Raw genomic sequence first — 22964 nt, forward strand, 5'->3', positions numbered from 1 at the left:
ATCTTATATCCGCTATCGGGAACAAAATGTCTTGATTTTCTGTGCCATGGTGCTTGCATATTTCGTGTATGCCGCACTTAATTGCTCGAAAATCATAATTTGTTCCAAATTAGCAAATTGCAAATAGGCCTGCGTATAAGGCTCAAAACTCCTTAGAGGTTCAATGCGATGGCTGACATTCCTATTCTTTTGGGTGGGTGCTAAATTTTCGATGCTTTGTTGCTGCATGAAGAGGTATGCTTTATTGCAATTGCTTGAAAATTTAGTCATTTCACCATAAGCAGTTAATAGGTCAGTGTCACCTGGGATTGAACAATAAGTGAGGTGATCTTTAGGCGAGCCCATAGCCTTGTGGACAGACCTCATGCATGTTCCCTCTACAATAGACTTTCGAAACGCTAAGGTAAAAGCAAATTGCTTTGGCGACACGGTACACGAGTCCCCGTCCTTTGTTGTGGACGTTTTAATTGGGTATTCCGTATTTCCTTGCACTTTCTTCTTTGCAGAGTGTTTCGAAAAAGTTCTAATAAAAGGTGCATGCTGTGAAATATACTGGTTACGAGCTAAGTGGGTTGAAAAAGTAAGCCAACGGCGTGTGATAGCCCTGAAATAATTCGTAATCGGTATAAAGCATGTCTGGCATGCATAGGTTTCTGTCAAAAATATGATCAATTTAGCCCTGGCATTGGGTCGCTTCCTTATATCTTTAAGCTTAAATGGAAGCGCTATTTTTCTTGTAACTACATTTAAAATATATCTAGGTTGGCTTAATGGCCCAATTTTTTCAATAATCTATATATACTTTAAAAGTAAATAGTCACGCTTTTTTTCTATTTATGCGTTATAATTCGGTTGCATGAAAATTTTCCATGCTACTGGCGATCATATCAAAAAAATCGCACACAGCAAACAGGTTTATTGACAATGAGTGAAGTAAGTTATAAAGAAATTAGCAATGAAGAGGACGGACAACGCCTGGATAATTACTTGATTCGCATTTTAAAGGGTGTTCCTAAAAGCCATATTTATAGAATTATACGTGCAGGTGAAGTTCGAGTTAATAAAAAAGAGCCCAAATTAATTCAAGGTTACATGCTGGTGATAGCGTACGAATTCCTCCAATTCGGGTGTCAGAACCAAAAGAGGTTTTTGTTGGTAATACTTTAGCAAAACGCTTACAAGAATCTATTATTTTTGAAGATGCTAGTCTCCTGGTAATTAATAAACCAGCAGGTATTGCAGTTCATGGCGGAAGTGGTTTAAGCCTTGGGGTTATTGAAGCTTTGCGAAAAACACGATCTGACTTAGCTTACCTCGAATTAATCCATCGTTTAGATAAAGAGACTTCCGGATGCCTTTTACTCGCGAAAAAAAGAAGTGTTTTAAGGGCAATACATGCTTTGCTTGAAGCTCGAGAGGTACAGAAAACTTATTGGGCCTTATTAACTCATCCTTGGGAAGGAAAAAAGCGAGTAATTGTTCAAGCGGCACTTGAAAAAAATATTTTAAAATCAGGTGAGCGCATCGTTAAGGTTAACGAAGAAGGCAAGGCCTCTGAAACAATATTCAAGCTTCTTGAAAACTATGAACAGGCTTGTTGGGTTGAGGCGAGTCCTAAAACGGGTCGTACTCATCAAATCCGTGTACATAGTGCTCATTTAGGACATGTTATCGTCGGGGATAAAAAATATGGAGCACTTGCAGGACAAGTGGAAGGGATAGATAATCAGCAGCATCGTCTTTTTTTACATGCACGATCCATTCAATTTGAATTGAACGGTAAAAAGCATTTGTATCAAGCCGATGCAGATGAAGAATTTTCTACTACACTAAAACAATTGCGTGCGAGGAGCGTAGTGTTCGATGAGCAATCCATATGAGTTGGTAGTATTTGACTGGGAAGGTACTATTGCAGATACTTTAGGAGTAGTTTTACATGTAGTTTCCACTGAAGCAAATTTGCTGGGGTTTGGTGATTTTGATTCTTTTGAGGCGAGAAAATATGTAGATTTGGGTTTAGTACAAGCATTGAAGAAAGCCTATCCCCATTTATCCCCAGTACAGCACCAACAATTATTGCAAGCAGTGCAGCAAGCTATGTATTCACGCCCATTAGATGTGTGCTTAATGCCCGGTGTTCATGAATTCATTTCTCAATTACACGAAGCTCAAATAAAGTTAGCTATTGCAACAAATAAAGGACATCAATCTTTATCACGTGCTTTGCAAGCCACAGGACTTGATAAAGTATTTCAAGTAACACGTTCTGCGGGGCGGGTACCAGCAAAACCTTGCCCGCAAATGTTGGAAGAAATTATAGAGGAAACAGGTGCTAGCCCTGATAAGACGTTGATGATAGGTGATTCGCCTACGGATATGGAAATGGCACGAAATCTTGAGGTAGCGGCTGTAGGAGTAGATATTTATCATCAGCAAGAAGCTGTACTTAAAGCAGCAGGAGCCTTAGTGGTGTTTGATGATTATAAACAAGTAGCTGATTTTTTAAATTTAACGAGAGATAATTGAGTCATAGTACCATATTGTTATTTGGGGGCTACTCATTGGATGGGGTGTGCTCTATTTAGTCATATGTAAAAGGGAGTATCAAGCGTTGAGTACGTTAACCAGTTTACCCAATTTATTAACTTTGCTGCGTATTGTTCTGATCCCAGTATTAGTGTTTGTTTTTTATTTGCCATTTAAATTTGCCTATACTTTGGCCGCAAGTATTTTTGCTTTAGCAAGTTTTACTGATTGGTTGGATGGTTATTTAGCAAGACGACTGCAGATGATGTCTCCTTTTGGCGCTTTTCTTGATCCTGTCGCAGATAAGTTATTGGTTTCTACCAGTTTGCTGCTGTTAGTTGGCGCTAACAGTATTCACTACATTACGATTCCTGCAGTGGTTATCGTTGGACGTGAAATTGTGATTTCAGCATTACGTGAATGGATGGCTGAGATAGGCAGAAGAGCAAGTGTCACCGTAGGCTACGTAGGTAAAATAAAAACTTTTTTACAGATGGTCGCTTTATTTTTATTATTAGCATTTAATTCGTTGGATACTTGGGGTGGAATTTTCGGCTTCGTGTTGCTTTATGTGGCTGCAATTTTAACTATTTGGTCTATGATTATCTACTTAGCAATTGCTTGGCCAGAATTAACGAAAAAAAATTAATTTTATTATTGACAGAGATTTAATTTTAGGTAGAATCACACCCCGTAGAGACGCGGGAATAGCTCAGTTGGTAGAGCACAACCTTGCCAAGGTTGGGGTCGCGAGTTCGAGTCTCGTTTCCCGCTCCAGATTAAGCGACGACCATGTCGCTTTTTTTTTAGAGCGTGTCGATTTAGAAGTATCAAAATGAGGCTGTGTGGCAGAGTGGTCATGCAGCGGCCTGCAAAGCCGTGTACGCCGGTTCGATTCCGGCCTCAGCCTCCAAAATGATTGCCCAGGTGGCGAAACAGGTAGACGCAAGGGACTTAAAATCCCTCGGTGGTAACACCATGCCGGTTCGATTCCGGCCCTGGGCACCAATCAATAATTATTCTGTAGCAAATAAAACTAGAGCCAGAATTGCAAAGAGCATTCCTAGTCCATGTTTTAAACTGAGACCTTGCTTGAGAAATATAACTGACAGTAATAAAGTAACCATTGGATACATGGATGTGACTAGCACTACGGGCATTGTCGGCCCATTGCGTAATGCCATAATAAAGAAAATACAAGCGATACCGCTCGCTAAGCCATTCAACAAGCCATATGTGCCCCCTCTAGGACAAATATCCAGTTTAAAGTCAAGTAATATCAAAGCAATAATGCCAGAAATAAGTACACCTATACTGGAATAAAAGGTAATTGAAAGAGGATTGATAAAACTTGATGCTCTTGTGCCCCAGTACCCCCAGGCACCATAAAGACATAAGGCAATTAAAGATGGATAATACCAAGAGCTAGGATTCATACAGATATTTTACCTTGTAAGTACTTTTAGATTATTGGCATAGAATAACTGGTCGTTGATTAAAATAATACTACTAAGTGTTCTCTTTTTAATTAATTCTGAGCTTGAATGATGGCAGTATGAGTGGATTCCAATTTTATAAGTTAAAGATGTAACCTTATCAAGAAATGAAATTTTCTTAATTTCAAACACAGATACACTGCTGCCAATTTTTTTTGATTAAACTGCATTTCTTTAGCCTGTGCACATTGTGGTTAGGTATAAAGTAGAAAACTCGTTATTGGCGTTTAGAAATAGATTGAATGGACAGAAGAACTGTCTATAGGGTATATCTCTTGAGCGATTTTTTCTCTACAATAAGGGTTTAACCAAAACCAAAGTAATTATGTATAAACCATTAGCCCTTTTTATGGGTTTACGCTACACACGCGCTAGAAAGAAAAATCATTTTGTTTCTTTTATTTCTCTTAGCTCAATGCTTGGTATTGGCTTGGGGGTTATGGTTCTTATTACTGTGTTATCGGTAATGAATGGTTTTGATCAACAAATACATAAACGATTTTTTGGTATGGCGCCTGAAATTACTGTCTCTGGTCCTAATGAACGATTAAGTGACTGGCCAGAAGTTGCTAAAAAAATCCAAACAATTCCTGAAATTAAAGCATTTTCACCTTTTGTTGGAGGCCAAGGATTGCTGGTTCATGATGGACAAGTATTACCTATTGTCCTAACTGGTGTATTACCACAAGAAGAAGAAAAAATGAGCCATTTGCAAGATAAATTACTTGCAGGAAATCTTGGTAATTTAAAAGATTTTGGCATTATTCTCGGACGAGGCTTAGCAGATAATCTGGGAACCATGATTGGGGATAAGGTAACCGTTATGATTCCTCAAGCGACAGTTACACCTGCCGGCATGATCCCTCGTTTTAAACGATTTACTGTTGTAGGTGTTTTTTCTGCGGGGACTGGATTTAATTTTGATACAAAATTAGCATTTATTAATCTGGGGGATGCACAGAAATTATTACAAATGGGTAATGATGTCACTGGTATTAAGATGAAAATCAATAATGTGTACCAAGCGCCAGAATTATCTTCTCAATTATCGCATTTATTAGGTGAAGAATATCAAGTGGGTAACTGGACAGAGCAATATGGCTCGTTTTTTCAGGCCGTTAAAATGGAAAAAACGATGATGTTTATGATCTTATTACTGATTATTGCGGTTGCAGCATTCAATTTAGTGTCTTCTTTAGTGATGGTTGTGAATGATAAGCAAGCAGAAATTGCGATTTTGAGAACTATTGGTGCAACTCCTTCTACGATATTATGCACTTTTATAGTTCAAGGGATGATGGTAGGAATAGTAGGGACTTTTTTGGGGTTGATCGGTGGGGTAATTTTAGCAGAGAATGCGACGACTATTGTGAATCATCTACAAACTTGGTTTCATTTTAAGATTTTATCATCCAGTATTTATTTTGTGGATTATTTACCCTCTGAAATTATGCTTAGTGATCTATGGACAGTTTGTCTTATGGCTTTATTAATGAGCTTTGTTGCTACTATTTACCCTGCTTGGAGAGCCTCAAGAACAGTAATTGCGGAGGCTTTACACTATGAGTAAGCTTATTTTAAATGTTACAAAACTCTGTAAATCTTATAATGATGGTGCATCTAAAGTTAATGTATTGCGAGGCGTTGATTTGAGCATCACTGAAGGAGAGCGTTTGGCAATTATTGGCCCATCAGGCTCTGGAAAAAGCACCCTATTGCATTTACTTGGAGGATTAGATAAACCAACAAGTGGTGATGTGTGTATCAAGGAGGTAAATTGGCAAAAAATAAATGAAAAAAAACGCTGCCAATTAAGAAATCAAGGGTTGGGGTTTATTTATCAGTTTCATCATTTATTGCCTGAGTTTACTGCACTTGAAAATGTTGCGATGCCTTTACTACTAGCAAAAAAATCGGTTAGAGATGCAGAGGAAAAAGCAAGTAAAATGCTCGATGATGTTGGGCTTAAAGAACGAAAAACTCATAAACCAGCTCAACTGTCGGGAGGAGAGCGCCAGAGAGTTGCCATAGCCAGGGCTTTAGTTCATCAACCCTATTGTGTTTTAGCAGATGAACCTACTGGCAATTTAGATGAGGTCACTGCAACTAAAGTTTTTGAGTTAATGTTAGAACTGAATCGAAAAATGAGTACTGCTTTGGTTATTGTTACTCATGATCATCAGTTAGCCAAACAAATGGATAGAGTTTTAGTATTAGGAGAAGGGCTTTTATCTGACTTTATCTAGATGTTCATGATGAGAATCTTTCTGAATTTTGTCACTAGATCTTGACTGCTTGCAATGTCTACTCAAAAATTAAAATCTTGGAAAAAGCTAGATTTGATGCATCATGTATTAAATACTGCTTGTTTTGGCACTTTTTCCCTTTGATAGCGCAATTTTTTATTTATTCTAGGATATGAGAGTTAATTTATAGGGGTAACAAATGGTTATAAAAATTGAAACACTTGAAAAAAATTCTGCAACTCATTCAACACCAGAACAGGATACGAAAAAAAATTGGTTAGCGAAGACGAATCAAAACAGAGCGCAACTTGAGATTACAGATACTGGTAGATTAAGCGTTTACCATTTTTTTTCTGCTAAAGAGATGCTTAAGAGTAAAGCTGTCAAGAATATGCTACTAACAGACTCTAAGGACATAGAAACGTCAATAGATGAGACAATTCAGAAAAAAATCTAACTTTTTTGACTACCTACTGTAAGAAAGGCTGTATTTGTCACAATAGCACGAACATAGCCTTTCTTCAGCGTAGCTGATTATTTCCTAATAATCAGCATGGCCTGGGGTGCGTGGGAATGGAATTACATCACGTACGTTGGCCAATCCAGTAACATAGCTTACAAAACGCTCGAGACCTAAACCAAAACCAGCATGCGGTACACTACCATAACGGCGTAAATCTCTATACCATTGGTAACTTTCTTTATTGAGATTACTTTCTTCAATACGTCGGTCCAAAATATCTATGCGGTCTTCACGTTCACTACCACCGATAATTTCACCGATTCCAGGAGCTAAGACATCCATGGCAGCAACTGTCTTTTCATCATCGTTAAGGCGCATATAAAAGCCTTTAATTTCTTGAGGGTAATTAGTTAATATCACCGGCTTTTTACAATGTATCTCTGCCAGGTAACGCTCATGCTCTGATTGTAAATCAAGTCCCCAGCTGACAGGAAAATCAAATGGCTGTTCACTTTTTTCCAAAATTTTAATAGCATCAGTATAGGTCATGATTTCAAAATTTGATTCAGCGATATGCTCCACACGCTCAATACATCCAGGAGCAACAAACTGATTGAAAAAGTCCATATCGTCTGCCCGCTCTTCTAGAACAACTTTGCATAAATAACGCAACAGGGATTGACTCAAATCACAGATATCAGATAATCCTGCAAAAGCAATTTCAGGTTCTACCATCCAAAACTCTGCTAAATGGCGGCTGGTGTTTGAGTTTTCCGCACGAAAAGTTGGACCAAAAGTATAGACCTTCGACATGGCGAGACAATAAGCCTCCACGTTTAATTGTCCAGAAACAGTAAGGAAAGTCTCTCTACCAAAGAAATCCTTGCTAAAGTCAATTTGACCCCGTTCTCCTTTAGGTACATTGAGTAAATCTAAAGTTGATACCCGAAACATCTCTCCAGCGCCTTCGCAGTCACTTGAGGTAATAATGGGCGTATGGATCCAAAAAAAACCTTGTTCGTGGAAAAAACGATGTATGGCTTGTGATAAGCAATGACGAATTCGTGTAACTGCACTGATTGTATTAGTGCGAGGGCGTAAATGCGCTACCTCACGTAAAAACTCAAGTGTATGACGTTTTGCTTGAATAGGATAGGTATCAGGATTTTCTACCCAGCCAACGACATTGACATGCTCTGCTTGAATTTCAAAAGTTTGCCCTTTTCCTTGGGAAGCGACTAATTTACCTGAGACAATTAATGAACAGCCAGCAGTAAGTTTCGCCACTTCATCGTGATAGTTGGTCAAATTATCAGTGGCTACGACTTGAATGGGGGAAAAACACGAACCATCGTGTATATTGATAAAAGATAGTCCTGCTTTTGAATCACGCCGGGTTTTTACCCAGCCTCTGACAGTAACGTACTCATCAACACTGATTTCACCATCTAAACACTGTCTTATGGTAAAAACTTCGGTCATTTTTTACTCCTAATTATAAATATACTTAGCTTGGCCACAAAGTTAAGACTTTGTATTTCTATCTGCTTGTAAGATCTCGAATTAGAAAAAGACAGAGGCGTATTTGTGTTATATCAGCATTTTCGATTGGAGAATCCACAAGCACAACGCAGGTAAGTGATGCCAAAATCGCAATTTTGTGATCACGCAAAGACAGATACCTTTTACTTAGAAAGAGATGATACACTGGGACTAGCGGCTTTTCTACTCTCTTGGCTAAAACGGGTGGATTTTCTTGGTTTTTATGGACTCTAAAATCATTTTATGCCCTAATACCGTAAGTAAAATCATTAAGGGAGTATTATGTTGCGAAAAATATTGTATCTATTTCTATTCATTTATTCTTTTGACGTTGTTGCGGATGATACGATATTAAAATTATACAGGCCTTATGGCGATGTGGAGAATCAGATTGCTCCTCAAGTCAAAAAGACGTTTAGAGGGGAATGTTATTCGCAATCTCGATTAATTGTACGTGAAGATGCGTGGCTTTGCATGGCAGGCGGCAAAACGTATGATCCCTGTTTTGTTAAAGCTGGTCCTAATAGGACTACAGCTTTATGTCCTCAATCTCCTTGGGTAGGGGATAGCGTGCAAATTATGGTAAAATTACCTTTGAATAATGAACAAAATAAAACCTTGGATATGTCGCGTGCTTATCCTTGGGCAATCGAGTTAACTAATGGGGAACGTTGTCAGGCCATCAAATCGGATAAAGTCTATGATAAGATGCCTGTGCGTTATAAATGCAGTAAAAAGAATTACCTAATAGGGTATTTACAACGATGTAAAGCGGTATGGAGCATACTTGAAAAAACACCTTCTGGAGTTGACACTGTGGAAGTCAGTAAGGCTTGGTTCTGATCAGAATATTGTTGTTTTAAATTGTAACTGGATCAATTAACAATTTTTAAAGCCTGATTTTAATTTATTGGGGCTTTCTATCTGAATTATTTAGATCATTATCTAATCCAGCTTGGGATGTTTTTAATTCATAAAGTCCTTCCTTGAGTTTTTTAGTATTTGCAGCTAAATCAGTACTAGATGCGGGCTTTGTTGTATCGGACATAGTTAATTCACGAGCATTTTCTTTTCCGACTTTCCTATCCAGGGTAAATTGTTGGAGCTTGATAAGTTGGACTCTGGATGGGCTTTTTCGCTCCTGTGTGGCTTTGTGCTCCTGAGCAGCCGTTGTAATTTCATTTCGCTTATTGGTATAGGCAGTCTCTACTCCCCTTTGTGTCGCTGAACCAAGCGTTGCTAATGCTGCTTTTAAATCTGGATCTGCAAAGATTTTTTGCAGCGTTTTCTGCAAAAAATGTTCGTGTTGTTCAATCGCCTCTTTAGAGTCCAGGTTATCAAAAGAAACTCCAATACGTCGAATTTTGGCGAGCCTATCGTTAACTATAAGTTCAGAGCCTTTGATTTTACTTACCTGTGACTGAGCCGCTTCTTCAATCTGTTGAATTTTTTCATTAAGCGCTGTTTCAATTTTTAAAGAGTATTCAGCAAAACCGAGGAGTTCTCTTGCACTTTTTATTTTAGGATCTGCAGAGATTCGCTTTAGGTCTTCTATTAATAATTCTTTATGTTTATTAAGTTCAGCTAAATTTTTAGTTTGTGAAAAAGATAGGGGAAAATTGGCAATGTTCTCTAAGGTATTAGCAATTAACTCTTTTGCTTTTGGTCCTTCAGCGTGAATCTTGTATTTCTTGTCTATGGCGGATTTATCCAACACTTCGGTGGCGAAATAGTGGTGTAAGGGGTTAAATCCTTCTAGGCATTTAAGCTCACCTTTATGGTAATATTCTATTAATGCTATTTTTAGTTCTGTTCTCGCTGCTGCAAAATTTGTTTTGGTGGCTTTGTCAATAAAGGTCTCTTGAAATATCCTTTCAAAGAAAACTTCGTTTGCAGTTGGGTTGCTTGCTAACAAAGATTTAAAGTATTCCAAGGGTTCTTCATTAGAGGAGAGACAGACCACTAATTTCTTTTTATCCTCTATATTTAACAGATTAAAAATCTCGGGAAGAAAAGTGACCTCTTCTTTCATTTTAAGCCATTTTTCGAGTCCACGAAGATTGAAAAAACCGCTTAGTTCCTTTATTTCAAGAAGAATATGAAGCTGCTCAGGATTTTTTAAATACTCCTCTAATTTCTCTAGAGGTAAATGCTCGGCTAAAAATTGAGTGAGCTCTTTTTGATGGGGAGAGAGCATAAACGAAAGCAGATTTTTTTGCTTGTCTACTTCTAAGCTATTGAAAATAATTAAAAAAAAGTCATTATTTTTTTCAAATTTATCATTAAAATCAAGAAAGCGTTCAACCAAAGGTACACTTAGGTAACTGTTGACTTTTTTTATAGTGAGCAACGTATCAAAAAGTTTGGTATTCACCACAACCGGTTTGCCTCGCAAGTTTGCAAGGGTTGCTAATATACTCCTGATATCTTTGCAAGACGATTCAGGATTAAAAATACTGAAGTGGGCATTTCTTTGTTTGATTTCATCCAGGGTATAGATTTCAGGTTTCTCTTGATTATGCCATGGATTTATTAAGAAAAAGGTAGTTCTATTTGGCTCTTTCTTATTAGGCATGATTTTATTGAGTCTTAGGGCGTGACCACCATGGGTTTTTCCAAATGTATCAATTTCTCCATATGCCATAGCTAAGTAAACAGGTTGGTTTGCGTTAATATCCTTTAATTTAATAATGTCATCCAGCTGGTTAATTAAATAGTCCTCAGTCTGAATGTTTAAGATATCCGCTACAAATCGAGCTTCTGAAAGAGTGCCGAATCTATTTTTACCACTATGGGCAGAAAAACTTGCCTGTGGTTGGGTGTGATCCCATTTAGCGATAAAAAAGTAAGGGATCAGGTGTTCTAGAATTTTAACAGCTAAGGCATTGCTTTGTACGCCGCCTGGAGTATTATCAATTTCTTCCAGGCGTTTTTTGTCTATAAAAATTACATGTTGATGATTTTCATTGTCTTCCCTGTAACCGTATTTTTCTTTTAAGGCTTCTAAGTATAAAAATTTACTCTGAGCATTATAGTTAATTCTGACTTCAATGCCTTTCTCAGATTCAGTAAATAAATTTTTTAAGGTCTGACGGCCTTCTGGTCCTGACTTTAATATACAATCCAGCGATGCTAAAAGGTAACAATCACCGGTGTTGCCTTGATTGATTGTTATAGGCCTGTCATCAGCAGGAAGCAAAGGGGTGAGCGGCATAATAATCTCTAATAAGGGTATTAAATTTAGTTTATCCCTGAAAAATTAACATTATGTTAATGTTTTATGCGTTAAGTGTAATTGTTATGCGTTTCACAAACGTTGAAAAAAGATAAAAGTGGTATTGCCATTTAATTTGGCAGCTTTTAATAGTTCTTGGTGGAATTGATGAAAAATGATAAATGTGCACAAGACAAGTTAATAAATCTTTATAGAAATGTCTTACTTTCCCTTTTTAACAACATACATTTCGGAGTCGGCTAGAGCCAGCATATCTTCTAGCGATTGGTGTATTTTTTGATTATATTGAACACAACCCACACTGAATTCAATGGTATAATCTTTTACTTGAAGGGATTTTAAGGAAGCTTGTAATCGATTAACAATACCAGTCACATCTTTTTGATTTAACCCGGTACAAAATACACAAAACTCATCTCCGCCTAAACGTGCAATTACATCATAACACCGAAAGTTCTGGAGAAGAGAATTGGAAAATACCTTTAATACTTTATCTCCTTCCGCATGTCCAAATTTATCATTAATGTGTTTAAATTTATCTAAATCAAAAAATAACAAGGCAAACTCTTTATTTTCTTGTTGGCATTTATGAAACAAATGGCTTGCAAGTTTTAAAAATCCCCGCCTATTGGTTAAGCCTGTTAATTCGTCAGTTATGGCTAAATGTAAAGATTCAAGTTCCATTTCCACCATTTGAGCAAGATCGTAAACCACATCTTGATCAACCTCGATGATAGGTCTAGGTTTGTCATCTATTAAACAAATCACACCTACATTATAGGTCTTGATTTTTAAAGGACAGCCTAAATAAAATCTGAAATATGGTGGTCCTATGACAAAAGGGTTGTCATGAAATCGTATATCTTGTGTCGCATCTTCAACGACCATAATTTTATTTGAAAGAATAACATGACCACAAAATGATGTTTTTCTTGGGGCCTGTTTGATGGCTAAACCTTGAGTGGATTTCATCCATTGGCGTTCTGCTTCTAAAAAAGAGATTACAGAAATAGGCACTTCAAAAAGTTTACATGCGATACGAGTGACCCGATCGAATCGCTCCTCTTGCTCTGTATCAAGGATGTGTAATTTGTAAAGTGTTGCTAAACGCTCAGTTTCATTTTCAGGTATGCCTGGAGGTATCATTGTTGTCATCCTTGAAGTTTTATCCCAAATATCCATGAAAACAAGATAATAATAGTATACATTAATTAAATTTAATGGGATTTGAAAGTAATAAACTCCAATAAAAAAGAGCAATAATTTTTGTGAATTTTAGAATTTCATTTTAGAAATTTATTCCTCATTTTTGTACCGGTTTGAATGGCGACCCTTCACCCTGGCTGCGCTCGGGTTCAGGATGATGTGTTGGGGAGCTATATATAGAAGAGCCTCATGAAGCTTCGGGGAGTGCCTTTTGAAATGCTTCAAGTGTTAAGCAATGTGTATTTATTTCATTTATAAGCGGATAATTATCCATTGCAAACTGAAAACGATGGGCATTGTATACTTGAGGAATGAGGCAAAGATCTGCTAAAGAGAGCATATCACCAAAGCAAAAAGGTTTTCGGCGAGGGAGTATTTGTAATTTAGCTTCGAATGCATCAAATCCAACTTTAAGCCAATGGTGGTACCATTGAGTTATTTGAGGTTCGCTGAGGTTAAATTCCTTTTTTAATTGATTTAATACCCTCAAATTATTTAAAGGATGGATATCGCAAGCTACAATTAAAGCCAACGATTTAACAGTGGCTTTATCTACACCGTTCTGAGGCAATAAAGGGGGGGTGGGGTAAGTTTCGTCAAGGTAATCAATGATAGCCAATGATTGGGTTATAACATGGCCATTAGTTTCTAAACTAGGCACTAATCCTTGAGGGTTAACTTTGTGATATTCAGGACTATGTTGTTCCCCTCCATGATTGATTAAATGAATATTTATTTTTTCGTAGGGAACATTTTTTATATTGAGTGCGATTCGCACTCGATAACATGCGGTTGAACGATAATAGTCATAAAGTTTCATAACTTATACCTTTCAACAATTTGATCAATTGCACCAAATGGGCTGTTTTTTTGGTGGTTTAGCATTTCAATGCGAATCCTATCTCCAAAACTCATAAAGGAAGTTTTCGCTTGTCCTTGTTCTATGATTTCCAGCATTCTTTTTTCAGCAATGCAGGAAGAGCCTTTACTGCGATCAGTGTTAGATACAGTACCTGAACCAATAATCGTGCCGGCACTTAACTTCCTCGTTTTTGCAGCGTGTTGAATCAGTTCTGGAAAGGAAAAGGTCATATCGACGCCGGCATTAGGTTGACCAAATAGTTGTCCATTTAAATGACTTAATAGTGGCAGATGCACGCGTTGTCCATCCCAGTCAGAACCTAATTCATCAGGAGTAATGGCCACGGGAGAAAAGCTGCTGGAAGGCTTAGATTGAAAAAAACCAAAACCTTTCGCGAGTTCATTGGGGATTAAATTGCGTAATGATACATCATTAACTAACATCAATAATTTAATATGTTGCCCTGCATCTTTATGATTGATGGCCATAGGGACATCATCGGTTATGATTGCAACTTCAGCTTCGAAATCAATTCCAAAGGCTTCATCTGCAACCAAAATAGGGTCTCTTGGGCCTAGAAAGGAATCTGCACCTCCTTGGTACATAAGCGGATCAGTCCAAAAATTAGCAGGAAGCTCTGCCCCCCTGGCTTTGCGAACCAGCTCGACATGATTAACATAAGCGCTGCCATCTGCCCATTGGTAAGCACGAGGCAGGGGAGAGGTACATTCTTGTGGATTAAAATCGAAAGTATTTTCTAATTGCCCTTCATTAAGTCGCTGGTATAGTTCTTGCAGTTTTACTTCGACTTCATGCCAATGATCAAGAGCATATTGTAAATTAGGTGCAATTTGGGGGACAATAATTGCAGTAGTTAATGACTGATTGACTACACAGAGTTGCCCATCTCGAGATGATGTTGATTTTAAGCTCGCAAGTTTCATAAGATCCTCTTTATCAGCCTAGTATGACCAGTAGCTGACGCACGCTATAGTGTCATTTTACTGGTATAAACGCCTGGATTTAATAGGATAGATAATCCAGGCTACATTTTTATTTCTTGCCTTAGAGCACCTCTCCGATATCGCCGTATTTGGGTGGCACATTTTGCCTGATAATCCTACTGTTTGCTCAACTATGGCATAAAGGAGTGGAGCTAATGCCGTCTTTCAAACGGATGTTTCTTTTAATGTACCCCGTTTGATTTGGTCTCTTTCTATCGCCTCAAATAAAGCTTGGAAATTGCCTTCTCCAAAGCCTTGATTTCCTTTACGCTGAATGATCTCAAAAAATACGGGGCCAAAGATGTTTTCGGTAAAGATTTGCAGCAATAAACCATGTTTAGGATCCTGCTCTCCATCAATTAATATTTTTTCTTCATTCAGTTGCTTTACGGGCTCTTGGTGCCAAGGAAGACGATCATGCAGCATTTCGTAATATGTATCCGGGACATCAAGGAATTTTACACCTTGCTCCCTTAAAGTGTGTACCGTATGGTAAATATTGTTGGTAGTTAACGCGATATGCTGGATGCCTTCACCTTTGTATTCATGGAGAAATTCTTCGATCTGGGAGAGATCATCTTTGGATTCATTTAAAGGGATTTTAATTTTTCCACAAGGGCTACCTAAGGCACGGCTTAACAATCCAGTCATCTTACCTTTAATATTAAAATAGCGGATTTCTTGGAAGTTAAAAATCGATTCGTAAAAATGAGCCCATTTATCCATATTACCCCGAAATACATTATGGGTTAGATGATCAATCAGTACTAAGCCATTACCCTCTACCTTTTGATTGGGGTGGTGTTCCCATTGGGTAGAAAAGGGTTGATGCTGGTCATCCACAAAATAGATCACGCTACCCCCGATCGCCTGGATGGCGGGCAATCCATGATGAGCATGATCGCAATCTTCAAATGCAACAGCCCCGTGTTTGATGGCGTAGTCAAATGCTGCTTTGGCATTTTTAACTCTAAAACCCATTGCGCAAGCCCCAGAGCCATGAGTTTTGGCATGTTCTTCGGCTTGGCAATTGGTTGCTGCATTGACTATAAATTGAATTTGACCTTGCTGAAATAAAGTAATATCTTGGTTTTTATGGTTGGCAGTAGCTTGAAAACCCATATCAGTAAATTGTTGATGCAGACGTGTTTTATCCGGGCCTGAAAACTCTAAGAAAGCAAAACCATCTAATCCGCAGGGGTTGTTGTTTTGTTGCATTATCTATCACTCCTTTAAAATTATTCTGCTGTATCAAACATAAACGTCTACACAATGATATCAACTTAAGCTCCAAGCTTGTTGGGTTCTACATGCAGCTTGGTGAACCCCGGGTTTTTAGTTTCTCGGACTGGTGACTTAAATCAGACCCAGGTTTAACATAGTTTTCTTAATGCTTCAAAGGAAGAGCTTAAGTGTTGTTTGGTTGCACTAATAATAATCCATCAGCTATAGGCAACAAGCTAATAAATACTCGAGGATCATTTTTAATTAAATCATTAAGTTTTCTTATTTCTCTAGTTTGTCCGCCCGTTTCATTTTCATCAATTACTTTACCATCCCAAAATATATTGTCTATGGCGATTAAGCCTTGGGGTTGAATCAGTTTTAATGCCATTTCATAGTAATTGATGTAATTCGTTTTATCTGCATCAATAAAAATAAAATCAAATTTATGTTGCCAACCTTCATGAACCAGTGCATGCAAAGTATCAAGGGCACGCCCAAGTCTTAATTCAATTTTGTGGTCTTGCTTTGCTTCTTTCCAGAAAGGATGTGCTTTGCTCGTCCATGTGGTATTGATGTCGCAAGTAATGAGTTTTCCATCGTCAGGCAAAGTTAATGCCATTGCTAAGGCGCTGTAACCTGTGAATGTTCCTAATTCCAGGATATTTTTTGCATGAATTAAGCGCAAAAGCAATTGAAAAAATTGCGCTTGTTCTGGAGGAATTTGCATATTGGCCAACTCCATCGTGGATGTTTCTTTACGCAATGCTGTTAAAGATGGATGTTCACGCAAAGATTTATCCAGCATGTAGCTGTATAATTCAGGAGTTAGACTAATATGCTTCATATGATCCTTTCTATTTTAAGAGAGTTTCTCTTGGGCTAAATGATCTGCTATTTCGCTAGTGGGTAAATTTTCTTTGGCAGATCGCGTAAAGATTTCCATCAAATGAGTGTATATCGCATCGATTTGCTCGTTAATTTGTTCTTCAGGAGTATGCAGATATTTAGATGCTGCAAAAATTAGTCCTCCTGCATTAATCACGTAGTCTACCGCAAATAAAATACTTTTATCATGTAATTTTTTGCCATGATAAGTATGGGCTAATTGATTATTTGCTGCACCAGCAATAATTGTAGTTTGCAGTTGTGGAAGCGTCAGATCATTAATACCAGCTCCCAATGCACAAGGAGCAAAAACATCACAGGGGACTTTGTGAATCTGATCGGTACTTACTGGCTTTGCTCCAAATTGAGTCACAGCACGTTCAACCGCTGCTGGAGAAACATCAGCAACCGTCAGTTTGGCTCCTAATTCATGCAAATGTTTGCAAAGCAAAAATCCAACATGGCCCAGGCCTTGGACCGCTACATGAATCCCGTTCAGACTGTCTTTTCCTAATTTAAAAGCGACTGCTGCTTGAATACCACGTAAAATTCCGCGGGCAGTAGACGGAGAAGGATCACCATCATACTTGGATAAACTGGCAACATAAGGAGTATGTTCTGCAATGATGTCCATATCCTTTAATTCCGTGCCGCTATCGAGAGCAGTGATGTAACGACCGTTTAATTCATGAACAAATTTACCAAATTGATGCATGTATTGAGCGCGATCGAAGGACTCTTTAGGCTTTATAATAACCGACTTACCGCCTCCTAAAGGCAGGTTTACAGACGCGGCTTTAAAGCTCATTCCACGAGCAAGACGCATTGCGTCTTTGAGTGCGGCCTCAGTACTTGGGTACTCAATAAAACGACACCCTCCCAAAGCAGGGCCTAATTTGGTGTTGTGAATGGCTATTATTGCTTTCATTCCTGTTTCAGGATCAACCTTAAAGTGCAAATCACCAAATCCATGAGAAAGGGCATAATCAAGAAAATCATCATCGGCTATTGTTTGGTTACTATTAGAGATATTGTCCACAGACATCATGTTTCGCTCCGATTGAAATATTTGCAGAAGTTATATTCCTATTTTTTGATTAAATCAATGGTACCGTTTAATAATTTGGTATCTTTGGGTTTGCTGATATACACTTATTCGATTATTTATCAACTTGGAGAGTGTTATGCGTCAGGTAGTTCAAATGCTGGCTTTGATGGTCGTTACGCCGTTTGCCTTTGCGGAAAATGCTTTACCACCGCCACAACCTCAATTAGTGCTTGATAAAATTGATTTTCAACTTTCGGCAAAAGAATGGGTTACAACGCAAACTGCTTTGCTTGGCATAAGTATTAATGTAACTTTAAGCAACGCAGATCTTGTCAAAGCTCGTGCTGATATTATGGAGCGATTAAACAAAATTGCCAAAGGAGATTGGCATCTGGTCCAATTTGATCGTTCGCAGGATAGTTCTGGGCTTGAGAAACTTTATGTACAAGCTCAAGCGCGAGTGAGTCAGGAGGTCTTAACTGATATTTATCAAAACGCCAAGACTGTAAGTTTGCCGGGTGCTCAGTATGAAGTCTCCACTGTAGATTTCAAACCAAGTTTTGAGGAGACACAGTTGGTTCTAACGCAAATTCGGCAGCGTTTGTATCAACAAGTAAATGACGAGCTTGATCGTATTAATAAGGCCTATCCGACACAAAACTACAGTGTGAGTAATTTGGTTTTTGTTGATGGGAATAATCCTCCTCCTCAACCAAGGCCTTATCAAGCCAAAGAGATGAATACGATGTTAGCTGTAGCTGCACCCACTGCACCTGCTTTGACAGTAAGTAATGAGCTTGTTTTAACAGCTGTAGTTGAAGTTGCTGCGAATCGTAAACAATAAGTTGATGAAACAGTTGTAATTTAGACGACGCATCGCGACGGTTAAGGGAGTTAATTTTGTTCGCAAGAGGCATTGTGGGGCGTTAAAGATAGGAGAGTAGGTTGAGTCTTATCAAAGCTACAATTTTTTCTGTGCCACATTGCTACGCAAGATGGCTGCTTCTTAAATGAGGGAGCATGCGGCGTGTCTTATGCTTTTACTTGAAGGGGATTAATTTGTTGGCTGTAGAAAAAATTATTGGGCATAGAGGCGCTTCTGCCTATGCTCCTGAAAATACCATAGCTGCATTTGATAAAGCTTTAGCTTTAGGATGTCGTTTCATTGAGTTTGATGTGATGTGCTGTTCTGATGGTGAACCTTTTGTCATTCATGATGACTGTTTAAAAAGAACAACAAATGGACGAGGGGATGTTGGGTTAGTTGATTCAAGTTACTTACAATCTTTGGATGCTGGTTCCTGGTTTTCACGGCGATTTAAAGGAGAACCTATTCCTCATTTTAAAGATGTTCTGGACTGGCTGTCTGTTGCAAATGTGCAGGCAAATATAGAGATAAAGCCTTATCCTGGTACAGAAGAACAAACAGCAGTAGCAGTTATGAGTCATATCAATCGGTATTGGCCGTATGAAAAAATTTACCTTTAGTATCGAGTTTCTCTTGGGAGTCGTTGGCATTATGTCGAAGCATCGCTCCAGAGATGCCTTTAGGTTTACTGCTGCATGTATGGGATGAGCAATGGTTGCAAAAAGCAAAACAATTAGAATGTTTTTCCATCCATTTTAATCGCAGAGTTTTAACAAAAGAACGGGTTAAAGAGATAAAAGCGGAAGGTTATGTGCTTTGTGCTTATACGGTGAATCGCAAACGTTTAGCAAATAAATTATTTGATTGGGGTGTGGATGCGGTTTTTAGTGATTATCCTGACTTATTAGTATGAAAAAAATAACGCATTCCTACTTTAGACGCTTCATTACTTGTAGTTGCTTATTTGCTTTATTATGCGCTTTTCCAGTTCAGGCAGAACGAATCGAGCTGGTATTTTGGCATGCTATGGCAGGGCATTTAGGAGATGAGGTCCAAGCGCTCGCCCATGAATTTAATCAAAGCCAAAGTAAATATTTGATTAAACCGGTGTACAAAGGAAATTATGTCGAAACTTTAACCAGTTTTGCTGCAGCATTCAGAGCGCATCATCCTCCGGCAATAGTACAAATATTTGAAGTTGGCACTGAAATTATGAGCTCACCTAAGGGGGTCATTAAACCCGTAGATGAGCTCATGCAAGAACAAGGAGTTCGTCTCCCAAAGGAATATTTTATACAATCTATTCGTGATTTTTACAGCAAAAATGGGCAATTGATGGCTTTGCCTTTTAATCTTTCGGTCGCCACTTTGTATTATAATTTGGATATTCTTGCCGAGGTTGGCTATAGCCAGACGAATTTCCCGCGCACTTGGTCTGAAATGGAGGTATTGGCTAAAAAATTAAAAAATGCGGGCTATGATTGTACCTACACAACAGCTTATCCTGGCTGGGTGCTGTTTGAATCATTCTTAGCGATTCATGGATTGCCATTAACACAAAATGATCAGGCTGTTTTTGCTACCCCAAACTTATTAAGTCATTTTGAACGCTTAAAACGTTGGCATTCTCTTCACTATTTTCGTTATGCAGGAAGAGTAGATGATGCCACTATTTTATTTACCAGCGGAATTTGTCCTTTATTTAGCCAATCTTCAGGCGCTTACAACAGTTTATCTGCATTAGTTCCTTTTCATATGGGTATTGCAAGTATGCCTTTGGATACAGAAGTCAGCAAAATAAGATACGCAAATGTTGCGGGAGGGGCTGCACTGTGGGCGGTATCAGGACAAACAAAGGAGCAATATCAAGGAATTGCACAATTTTTTGCTTTTATAGTAAAGCCAGAAATCCAAAAACGATGGCATGAACACACAGGGTACCTTCCTGTTGGTGTGCAAGGCATTTATGCAAGCATTCTACAAAGCAGTCATCATCCTACACTGCTTATGGCTCAGGCAGACTTAGAAGGCGAAATACCTAACACATCACTACAACGCTTTGGCCCACAAAACCAAATCCGTAGTATTAACGATGAAGTTCTGGAGGCTATGTTTGCGGGATTTATAAGCCCCAGTGATGCATTAAAGGAGTCTTCTATGCGAACGAATCATGTGTTATTGCGCTTTATCCAAAATACAGAGAAACAATGAGGTTATTTATGAATAATAATAACTGACTCGTATGTATCTGTATCAGTAGAGACGTCAGGATACACAACTTGAGGTGGATTATAGCCTGGGGCATAAGTGTAGTTAATTGGGACGTATGAGGTACCAATTACAGTTGCAGTAGGAGCACAACCCACTAAAAAGGAAAGCATTATCCCTAATAGACCACCAGAGAAAATTATCTTTATCATAGAAATCACCTTAAGGCACACAAAAAAAGCAGCATGTCTTTGAGTTCGATTGTATAATTATAGATCAATTAATGCCAATAGGCATGGAATAGAGTAGCGAATTTAGGTGGTAACCATCCATACATTTATTATAAAACTCTATAAAGGTTCTAGAAAATGATTTAAATTAGATTTTTGGCCCAAACGATATTGATAAACAATATAAAAAGCCATGATGTTTTTTAAATAATTACGTGTCTCTTGCCAGGGTAAGGTTTCTATCCATACATCAATTTCTTTTGGTGGATGGGTTTTTAACCAATAAACTACTTGTTTAGGTCCGGCATTATAAGCTGCTGCAATAAGTATAGGATGATTACCAAATCGTTTTGCTAATTGTTTTAAATATGCAACCCCAATATTAATATTTTTTTGGGGTAGGTATAACTGGTTTTGATCATTATAAGGAATCTTATCTGCTTTTGAGACTACTCGTGCAGTATAAGGCATGACTTGCATTAAACCACGAGCGCCTGCAGAAGAAGTCGCATCATCTCTGAAGCCACTTTCTTGGCGAATAATGGCGTAAATAAATTCGGGTTCGACGTTATATTTTTTAGAATAAAGTGAGATGCTGTCTTTGTATGCGAGCGGAAATCTTAAAGACAGCTGGTTATTAAGCGTTTCATTATTACTTAGATAAACGGATTTGCCATGCCACTGCAGTTTATTATCAATCCAATAAACTAAAGCACTAGCCTCATCTTTAGGTAATTCACTAATAAAATCATTGAGCAGTCGAGATGCTTGCAGATTTTGTTTGGTGGCGTAGAGTGTTTGGATTTGAGCGATAAAAGGTTGATAAGGTTTTAAAACTGCTAAATTTGTTGTGGGAGCCTCATTGCTAAAGCTTGGGGTTTTGTCTAGACGCAAACTCGCTAAAAATCCATAATATTGCCTACTTTTTGCCAAAGGTTCATATATTACACGTGCCTCTGCTATCTTACCTTGCTCTTCCAGGGAGCGAGCTAGCCAATATTGCCAGCCAGGTTCGTCTTTATTTTTTGAATCATTAATCAAAACTGTGACTTGAGCCCAATTTTTATGTTTTAACGCGAAACGTATTTGCCAATCCAGTAACGTGTCGTTGTAATATTGCGGCCTTACTTTTGCGAACCATTGTAATGTATCTTCATGGTTTCTCATTGCTTTATATAGTGCCACATGGGCTAAAAAGGCTTGTTGTTGCTCTTGGTTAAGCATCTTTTGGGTTTTACTTTGTTGCCATAATTTAAGTGCTTTATCCATATTTATGGAAACCATATGCTTAAGGCCATAAAGATAAATGCTACTGTTTAATCCACCGGGATTAAGTTTACTCACGTTAGCTGGATTTTGGATCACGGCATTTAAAGCCTGAATTTCTGTTCCACTCGATATGTTGTATTGTTTTAACAAATAACGAGCTAATTCAATGTTACGTTGGTCTAATGCAAGGTCAAAACGTTTTATAATTAAGTTTTGGTCTAATTTATTGGCTTTGAACAATAAATTAAATAAGCTATCGCATGATGGGGGCCTTGAGCTTCCTGATAACCACAAAGGAATAGATTCCTTTAAGGCTTCATCCTGCATTCCTAAATTATATTTTGCAATCTGGTCATAACATACAAGATTAATATCTTGAGAGGGTCGGTAATATTGATTAAAACCAGTCCAGTCTTTGTTTTTAGCCAATTCATAAAGCCATTTCTCTCGTAATTTGGTTGAAAGAGCTCCATCTCCGCTAATAAATTCGAGGAACGTGGTATCAGGTGTAGCAGGAATATTTTGACTGTAAGAGAGATAAGTATTAAATCTATCCATGTATGCTTGACCTGAAAGAGCATGGCATAGCTGTGATCCCATAAGCCCGCATAGTAGTAAAATGATATTTTTCATGACTCTCAATATTAAA

General features: G+C 38.1%; 20 protein-coding genes, 3 tRNA genes and 2 pseudogenes. 13 read left to right on the top strand and 12 right to left on the bottom strand.

Annotated elements, in window-relative coordinates:
• Positions 1-12: 12 nt before the first annotated feature.
• Positions 13-660 (bottom strand): hypothetical protein, encoded by a 648-nt coding sequence (locus EL220_RS02830; protein ID WP_232002585.1) that lies wholly within the window; start codon positions 658-660, stop codon positions 13-15.
• A 264-nt stretch (positions 661-924) separates the two neighbouring features.
• Between EL220_RS02830 and EL220_RS02835 the strand changes: the two are divergent.
• From EL220_RS02835 to EL220_RS02860, 6 genes and pseudogenes are all read left to right on the top strand, one after another.
• Positions 925-1880 (top strand): annotated as a pseudogene (locus EL220_RS02835) (RluA family pseudouridine synthase).
• The gene (locus EL220_RS02840; RefSeq protein WP_027270781.1) at positions 1864-2526 is read left to right on the top strand and encodes an HAD family hydrolase; all 663 of its coding nucleotides are present in this window, start codon (positions 1864-1866) and stop codon (positions 2524-2526) included. The pseudogene EL220_RS02835 and the gene EL220_RS02840 overlap by 17 nt, the downstream one beginning before the upstream one ends.
• Before the next feature lie 85 nt (positions 2527-2611).
• Positions 2612-3175, top strand: coding sequence for a CDP-diacylglycerol--glycerol-3-phosphate 3-phosphatidyltransferase (gene pgsA / locus EL220_RS02845; RefSeq protein ID WP_027270782.1), 564 nt, complete (start codon positions 2612-2614; stop codon positions 3173-3175).
• A 52-nt stretch (positions 3176-3227) separates the two neighbouring features.
• Positions 3228-3303, top strand: a tRNA-Gly gene (locus tag EL220_RS02850).
• 62 nt (positions 3304-3365) lie between these two features.
• Positions 3366-3439, top strand: a tRNA-Cys gene (locus tag EL220_RS02855).
• An 8-nt stretch (positions 3440-3447) separates the two neighbouring features.
• Positions 3448-3534, top strand: a tRNA-Leu gene (locus EL220_RS02860).
• 8 nt (positions 3535-3542) lie between these two features.
• On the opposite strand, the gene EL220_RS02865 is transcribed toward EL220_RS02860, so the two are convergent.
• Positions 3543-3962, bottom strand: coding sequence for an EamA family transporter (locus EL220_RS02865; RefSeq protein ID WP_027270783.1), 420 nt, complete (start codon positions 3960-3962; stop codon positions 3543-3545).
• 385 nt (positions 3963-4347) lie between these two features.
• On the opposite strand from EL220_RS02865, the gene EL220_RS02870 reads away from it, so the two are divergent.
• From EL220_RS02870 to EL220_RS02880, 3 genes are all read left to right on the top strand, one after another.
• Complete coding sequence (locus EL220_RS02870) at positions 4348-5592, top strand: lipoprotein-releasing ABC transporter permease subunit (RefSeq protein WP_027270784.1); 1245 nt, start codon at positions 4348-4350, stop codon at positions 5590-5592.
• Positions 5585-6268 carry a lipoprotein-releasing ABC transporter ATP-binding protein LolD gene (gene lolD / locus EL220_RS02875; protein WP_027270785.1) on the top strand — a complete coding sequence of 228 codons (684 nt, stop codon included), beginning with the start codon at positions 5585-5587 and terminating at the stop codon, positions 6266-6268. Before EL220_RS02870 ends, lolD begins: the two co-directional genes overlap by 8 nt.
• Positions 6269-6467: 199 nt before the next feature.
• Entirely contained in the window at positions 6468-6725 is a 258-nt protein-coding gene (locus tag EL220_RS02880; protein ID WP_027270786.1) for a hypothetical protein, read from the top strand.
• Positions 6726-6809: 84 nt separating this feature from the next.
• Here the strand turns inward: EL220_RS02880 and asnS are convergent, their stop codons facing one another.
• On the bottom strand, positions 6810-8213 hold the full coding sequence (gene asnS, locus EL220_RS02885) for an asparagine--tRNA ligase (RefSeq protein ID WP_027270787.1): 1404 nt from the start codon (positions 8211-8213) through the stop codon (positions 6810-6812).
• A gap of 342 nt (positions 8214-8555) precedes the next feature.
• Between asnS and EL220_RS02890 the strand changes: the two genes are divergently transcribed.
• A complete protein-coding gene (locus EL220_RS02890) occupies positions 8556-9116 on the top strand; it encodes a hypothetical protein (RefSeq protein ID WP_027270788.1) in 561 nt (186 codons plus the stop codon).
• 64 nt (positions 9117-9180) lie between these two features.
• Here the strand turns inward: EL220_RS02890 and EL220_RS02895 are convergent, their stop codons facing one another.
• The 7 genes from EL220_RS02895 to EL220_RS02925 all read right to left on the bottom strand — a co-directional run bounded on the left by EL220_RS02895 (position 9181) and on the right by EL220_RS02925 (position 17740).
• Positions 9181-11487, bottom strand: a complete 2307-nt coding sequence (locus EL220_RS02895; protein ID WP_051544723.1) for a hypothetical protein — start codon at positions 11485-11487, stop codon at positions 9181-9183.
• 222 nt (positions 11488-11709) lie between these two features.
• Positions 11710-12654: a sensor domain-containing diguanylate cyclase gene (locus EL220_RS02900; protein ID WP_027270789.1), complete on the bottom strand. Its 945-nt coding sequence runs from the start codon at positions 12652-12654 to the stop codon at positions 11710-11712.
• 247 nt (positions 12655-12901) lie between these two features.
• Complete coding sequence (gene maiA / locus EL220_RS02905; protein ID WP_027270790.1) at positions 12902-13534, bottom strand: maleylacetoacetate isomerase; 633 nt, start codon at positions 13532-13534, stop codon at positions 12902-12904.
• On the bottom strand, positions 13531-14520 hold the full coding sequence (locus EL220_RS02910; protein ID WP_027270791.1) for a fumarylacetoacetate hydrolase family protein: 990 nt from the start codon (positions 14518-14520) through the stop codon (positions 13531-13533). The genes maiA and EL220_RS02910 overlap by 4 nt, the downstream gene beginning before the upstream one ends.
• A 225-nt stretch (positions 14521-14745) precedes the next feature.
• Complete coding sequence (hppD, locus tag EL220_RS02915; protein ID WP_027270792.1) at positions 14746-15798, bottom strand: 4-hydroxyphenylpyruvate dioxygenase; 1053 nt, start codon at positions 15796-15798, stop codon at positions 14746-14748.
• Between the two features lie 190 nt (positions 15799-15988).
• Positions 15989-16651, bottom strand: a complete 663-nt coding sequence (locus EL220_RS02920) for an O-methyltransferase (protein ID WP_027270793.1) — start codon at positions 16649-16651, stop codon at positions 15989-15991.
• Between the two features lie 15 nt (positions 16652-16666).
• Complete coding sequence (locus EL220_RS02925) at positions 16667-17740, bottom strand: Leu/Phe/Val dehydrogenase (RefSeq protein WP_027270794.1); 1074 nt, start codon at positions 17738-17740, stop codon at positions 16667-16669.
• A 136-nt stretch (positions 17741-17876) separates the two neighbouring features.
• Between EL220_RS02925 and EL220_RS02930 the strand changes: the two genes are divergently transcribed.
• The 3 genes and pseudogenes from EL220_RS02930 (at position 17877) to EL220_RS02940 (ending at position 20819) form a co-directional block, all read left to right on the top strand.
• On the top strand, positions 17877-18584 hold the full coding sequence (locus EL220_RS02930; RefSeq protein ID WP_027270795.1) for a hypothetical protein: 708 nt from the start codon (positions 17877-17879) through the stop codon (positions 18582-18584).
• A gap of 218 nt (positions 18585-18802) precedes the next feature.
• Positions 18803-19521, top strand: a pseudogene (gene ugpQ / locus EL220_RS02935) (glycerophosphodiester phosphodiesterase).
• Positions 19518-20819 carry an extracellular solute-binding protein gene (locus EL220_RS02940; RefSeq protein WP_035905962.1) on the top strand — a complete coding sequence of 434 codons (1302 nt, stop codon included), beginning with the start codon at positions 19518-19520 and terminating at the stop codon, positions 20817-20819. The pseudogene ugpQ and the gene EL220_RS02940 overlap by 4 nt, the downstream one beginning before the upstream one ends.
• A 2-nt stretch (positions 20820-20821) precedes the next feature.
• Here EL220_RS02940 and EL220_RS02945 read toward each other — a convergent pair whose 3' ends face one another.
• Positions 20822-21028: a hypothetical protein gene (locus EL220_RS02945; RefSeq protein WP_035905964.1), complete on the bottom strand. Its 207-nt coding sequence runs from the start codon at positions 21026-21028 to the stop codon at positions 20822-20824.
• Between the two features lie 138 nt (positions 21029-21166).
• Positions 21167-22948, bottom strand: a complete 1782-nt coding sequence (locus tag EL220_RS02950) for a transglycosylase SLT domain-containing protein (protein WP_027270798.1) — start codon at positions 22946-22948, stop codon at positions 21167-21169.
• Between the last annotated feature and the right edge of the window lie 16 nt (positions 22949-22964).

This window comes from Legionella sainthelensi (assembly GCF_900637685.1).
GTDB classification, from domain to species: domain Bacteria; phylum Pseudomonadota; class Gammaproteobacteria; order Legionellales; family Legionellaceae; genus Legionella; species Legionella sainthelensi.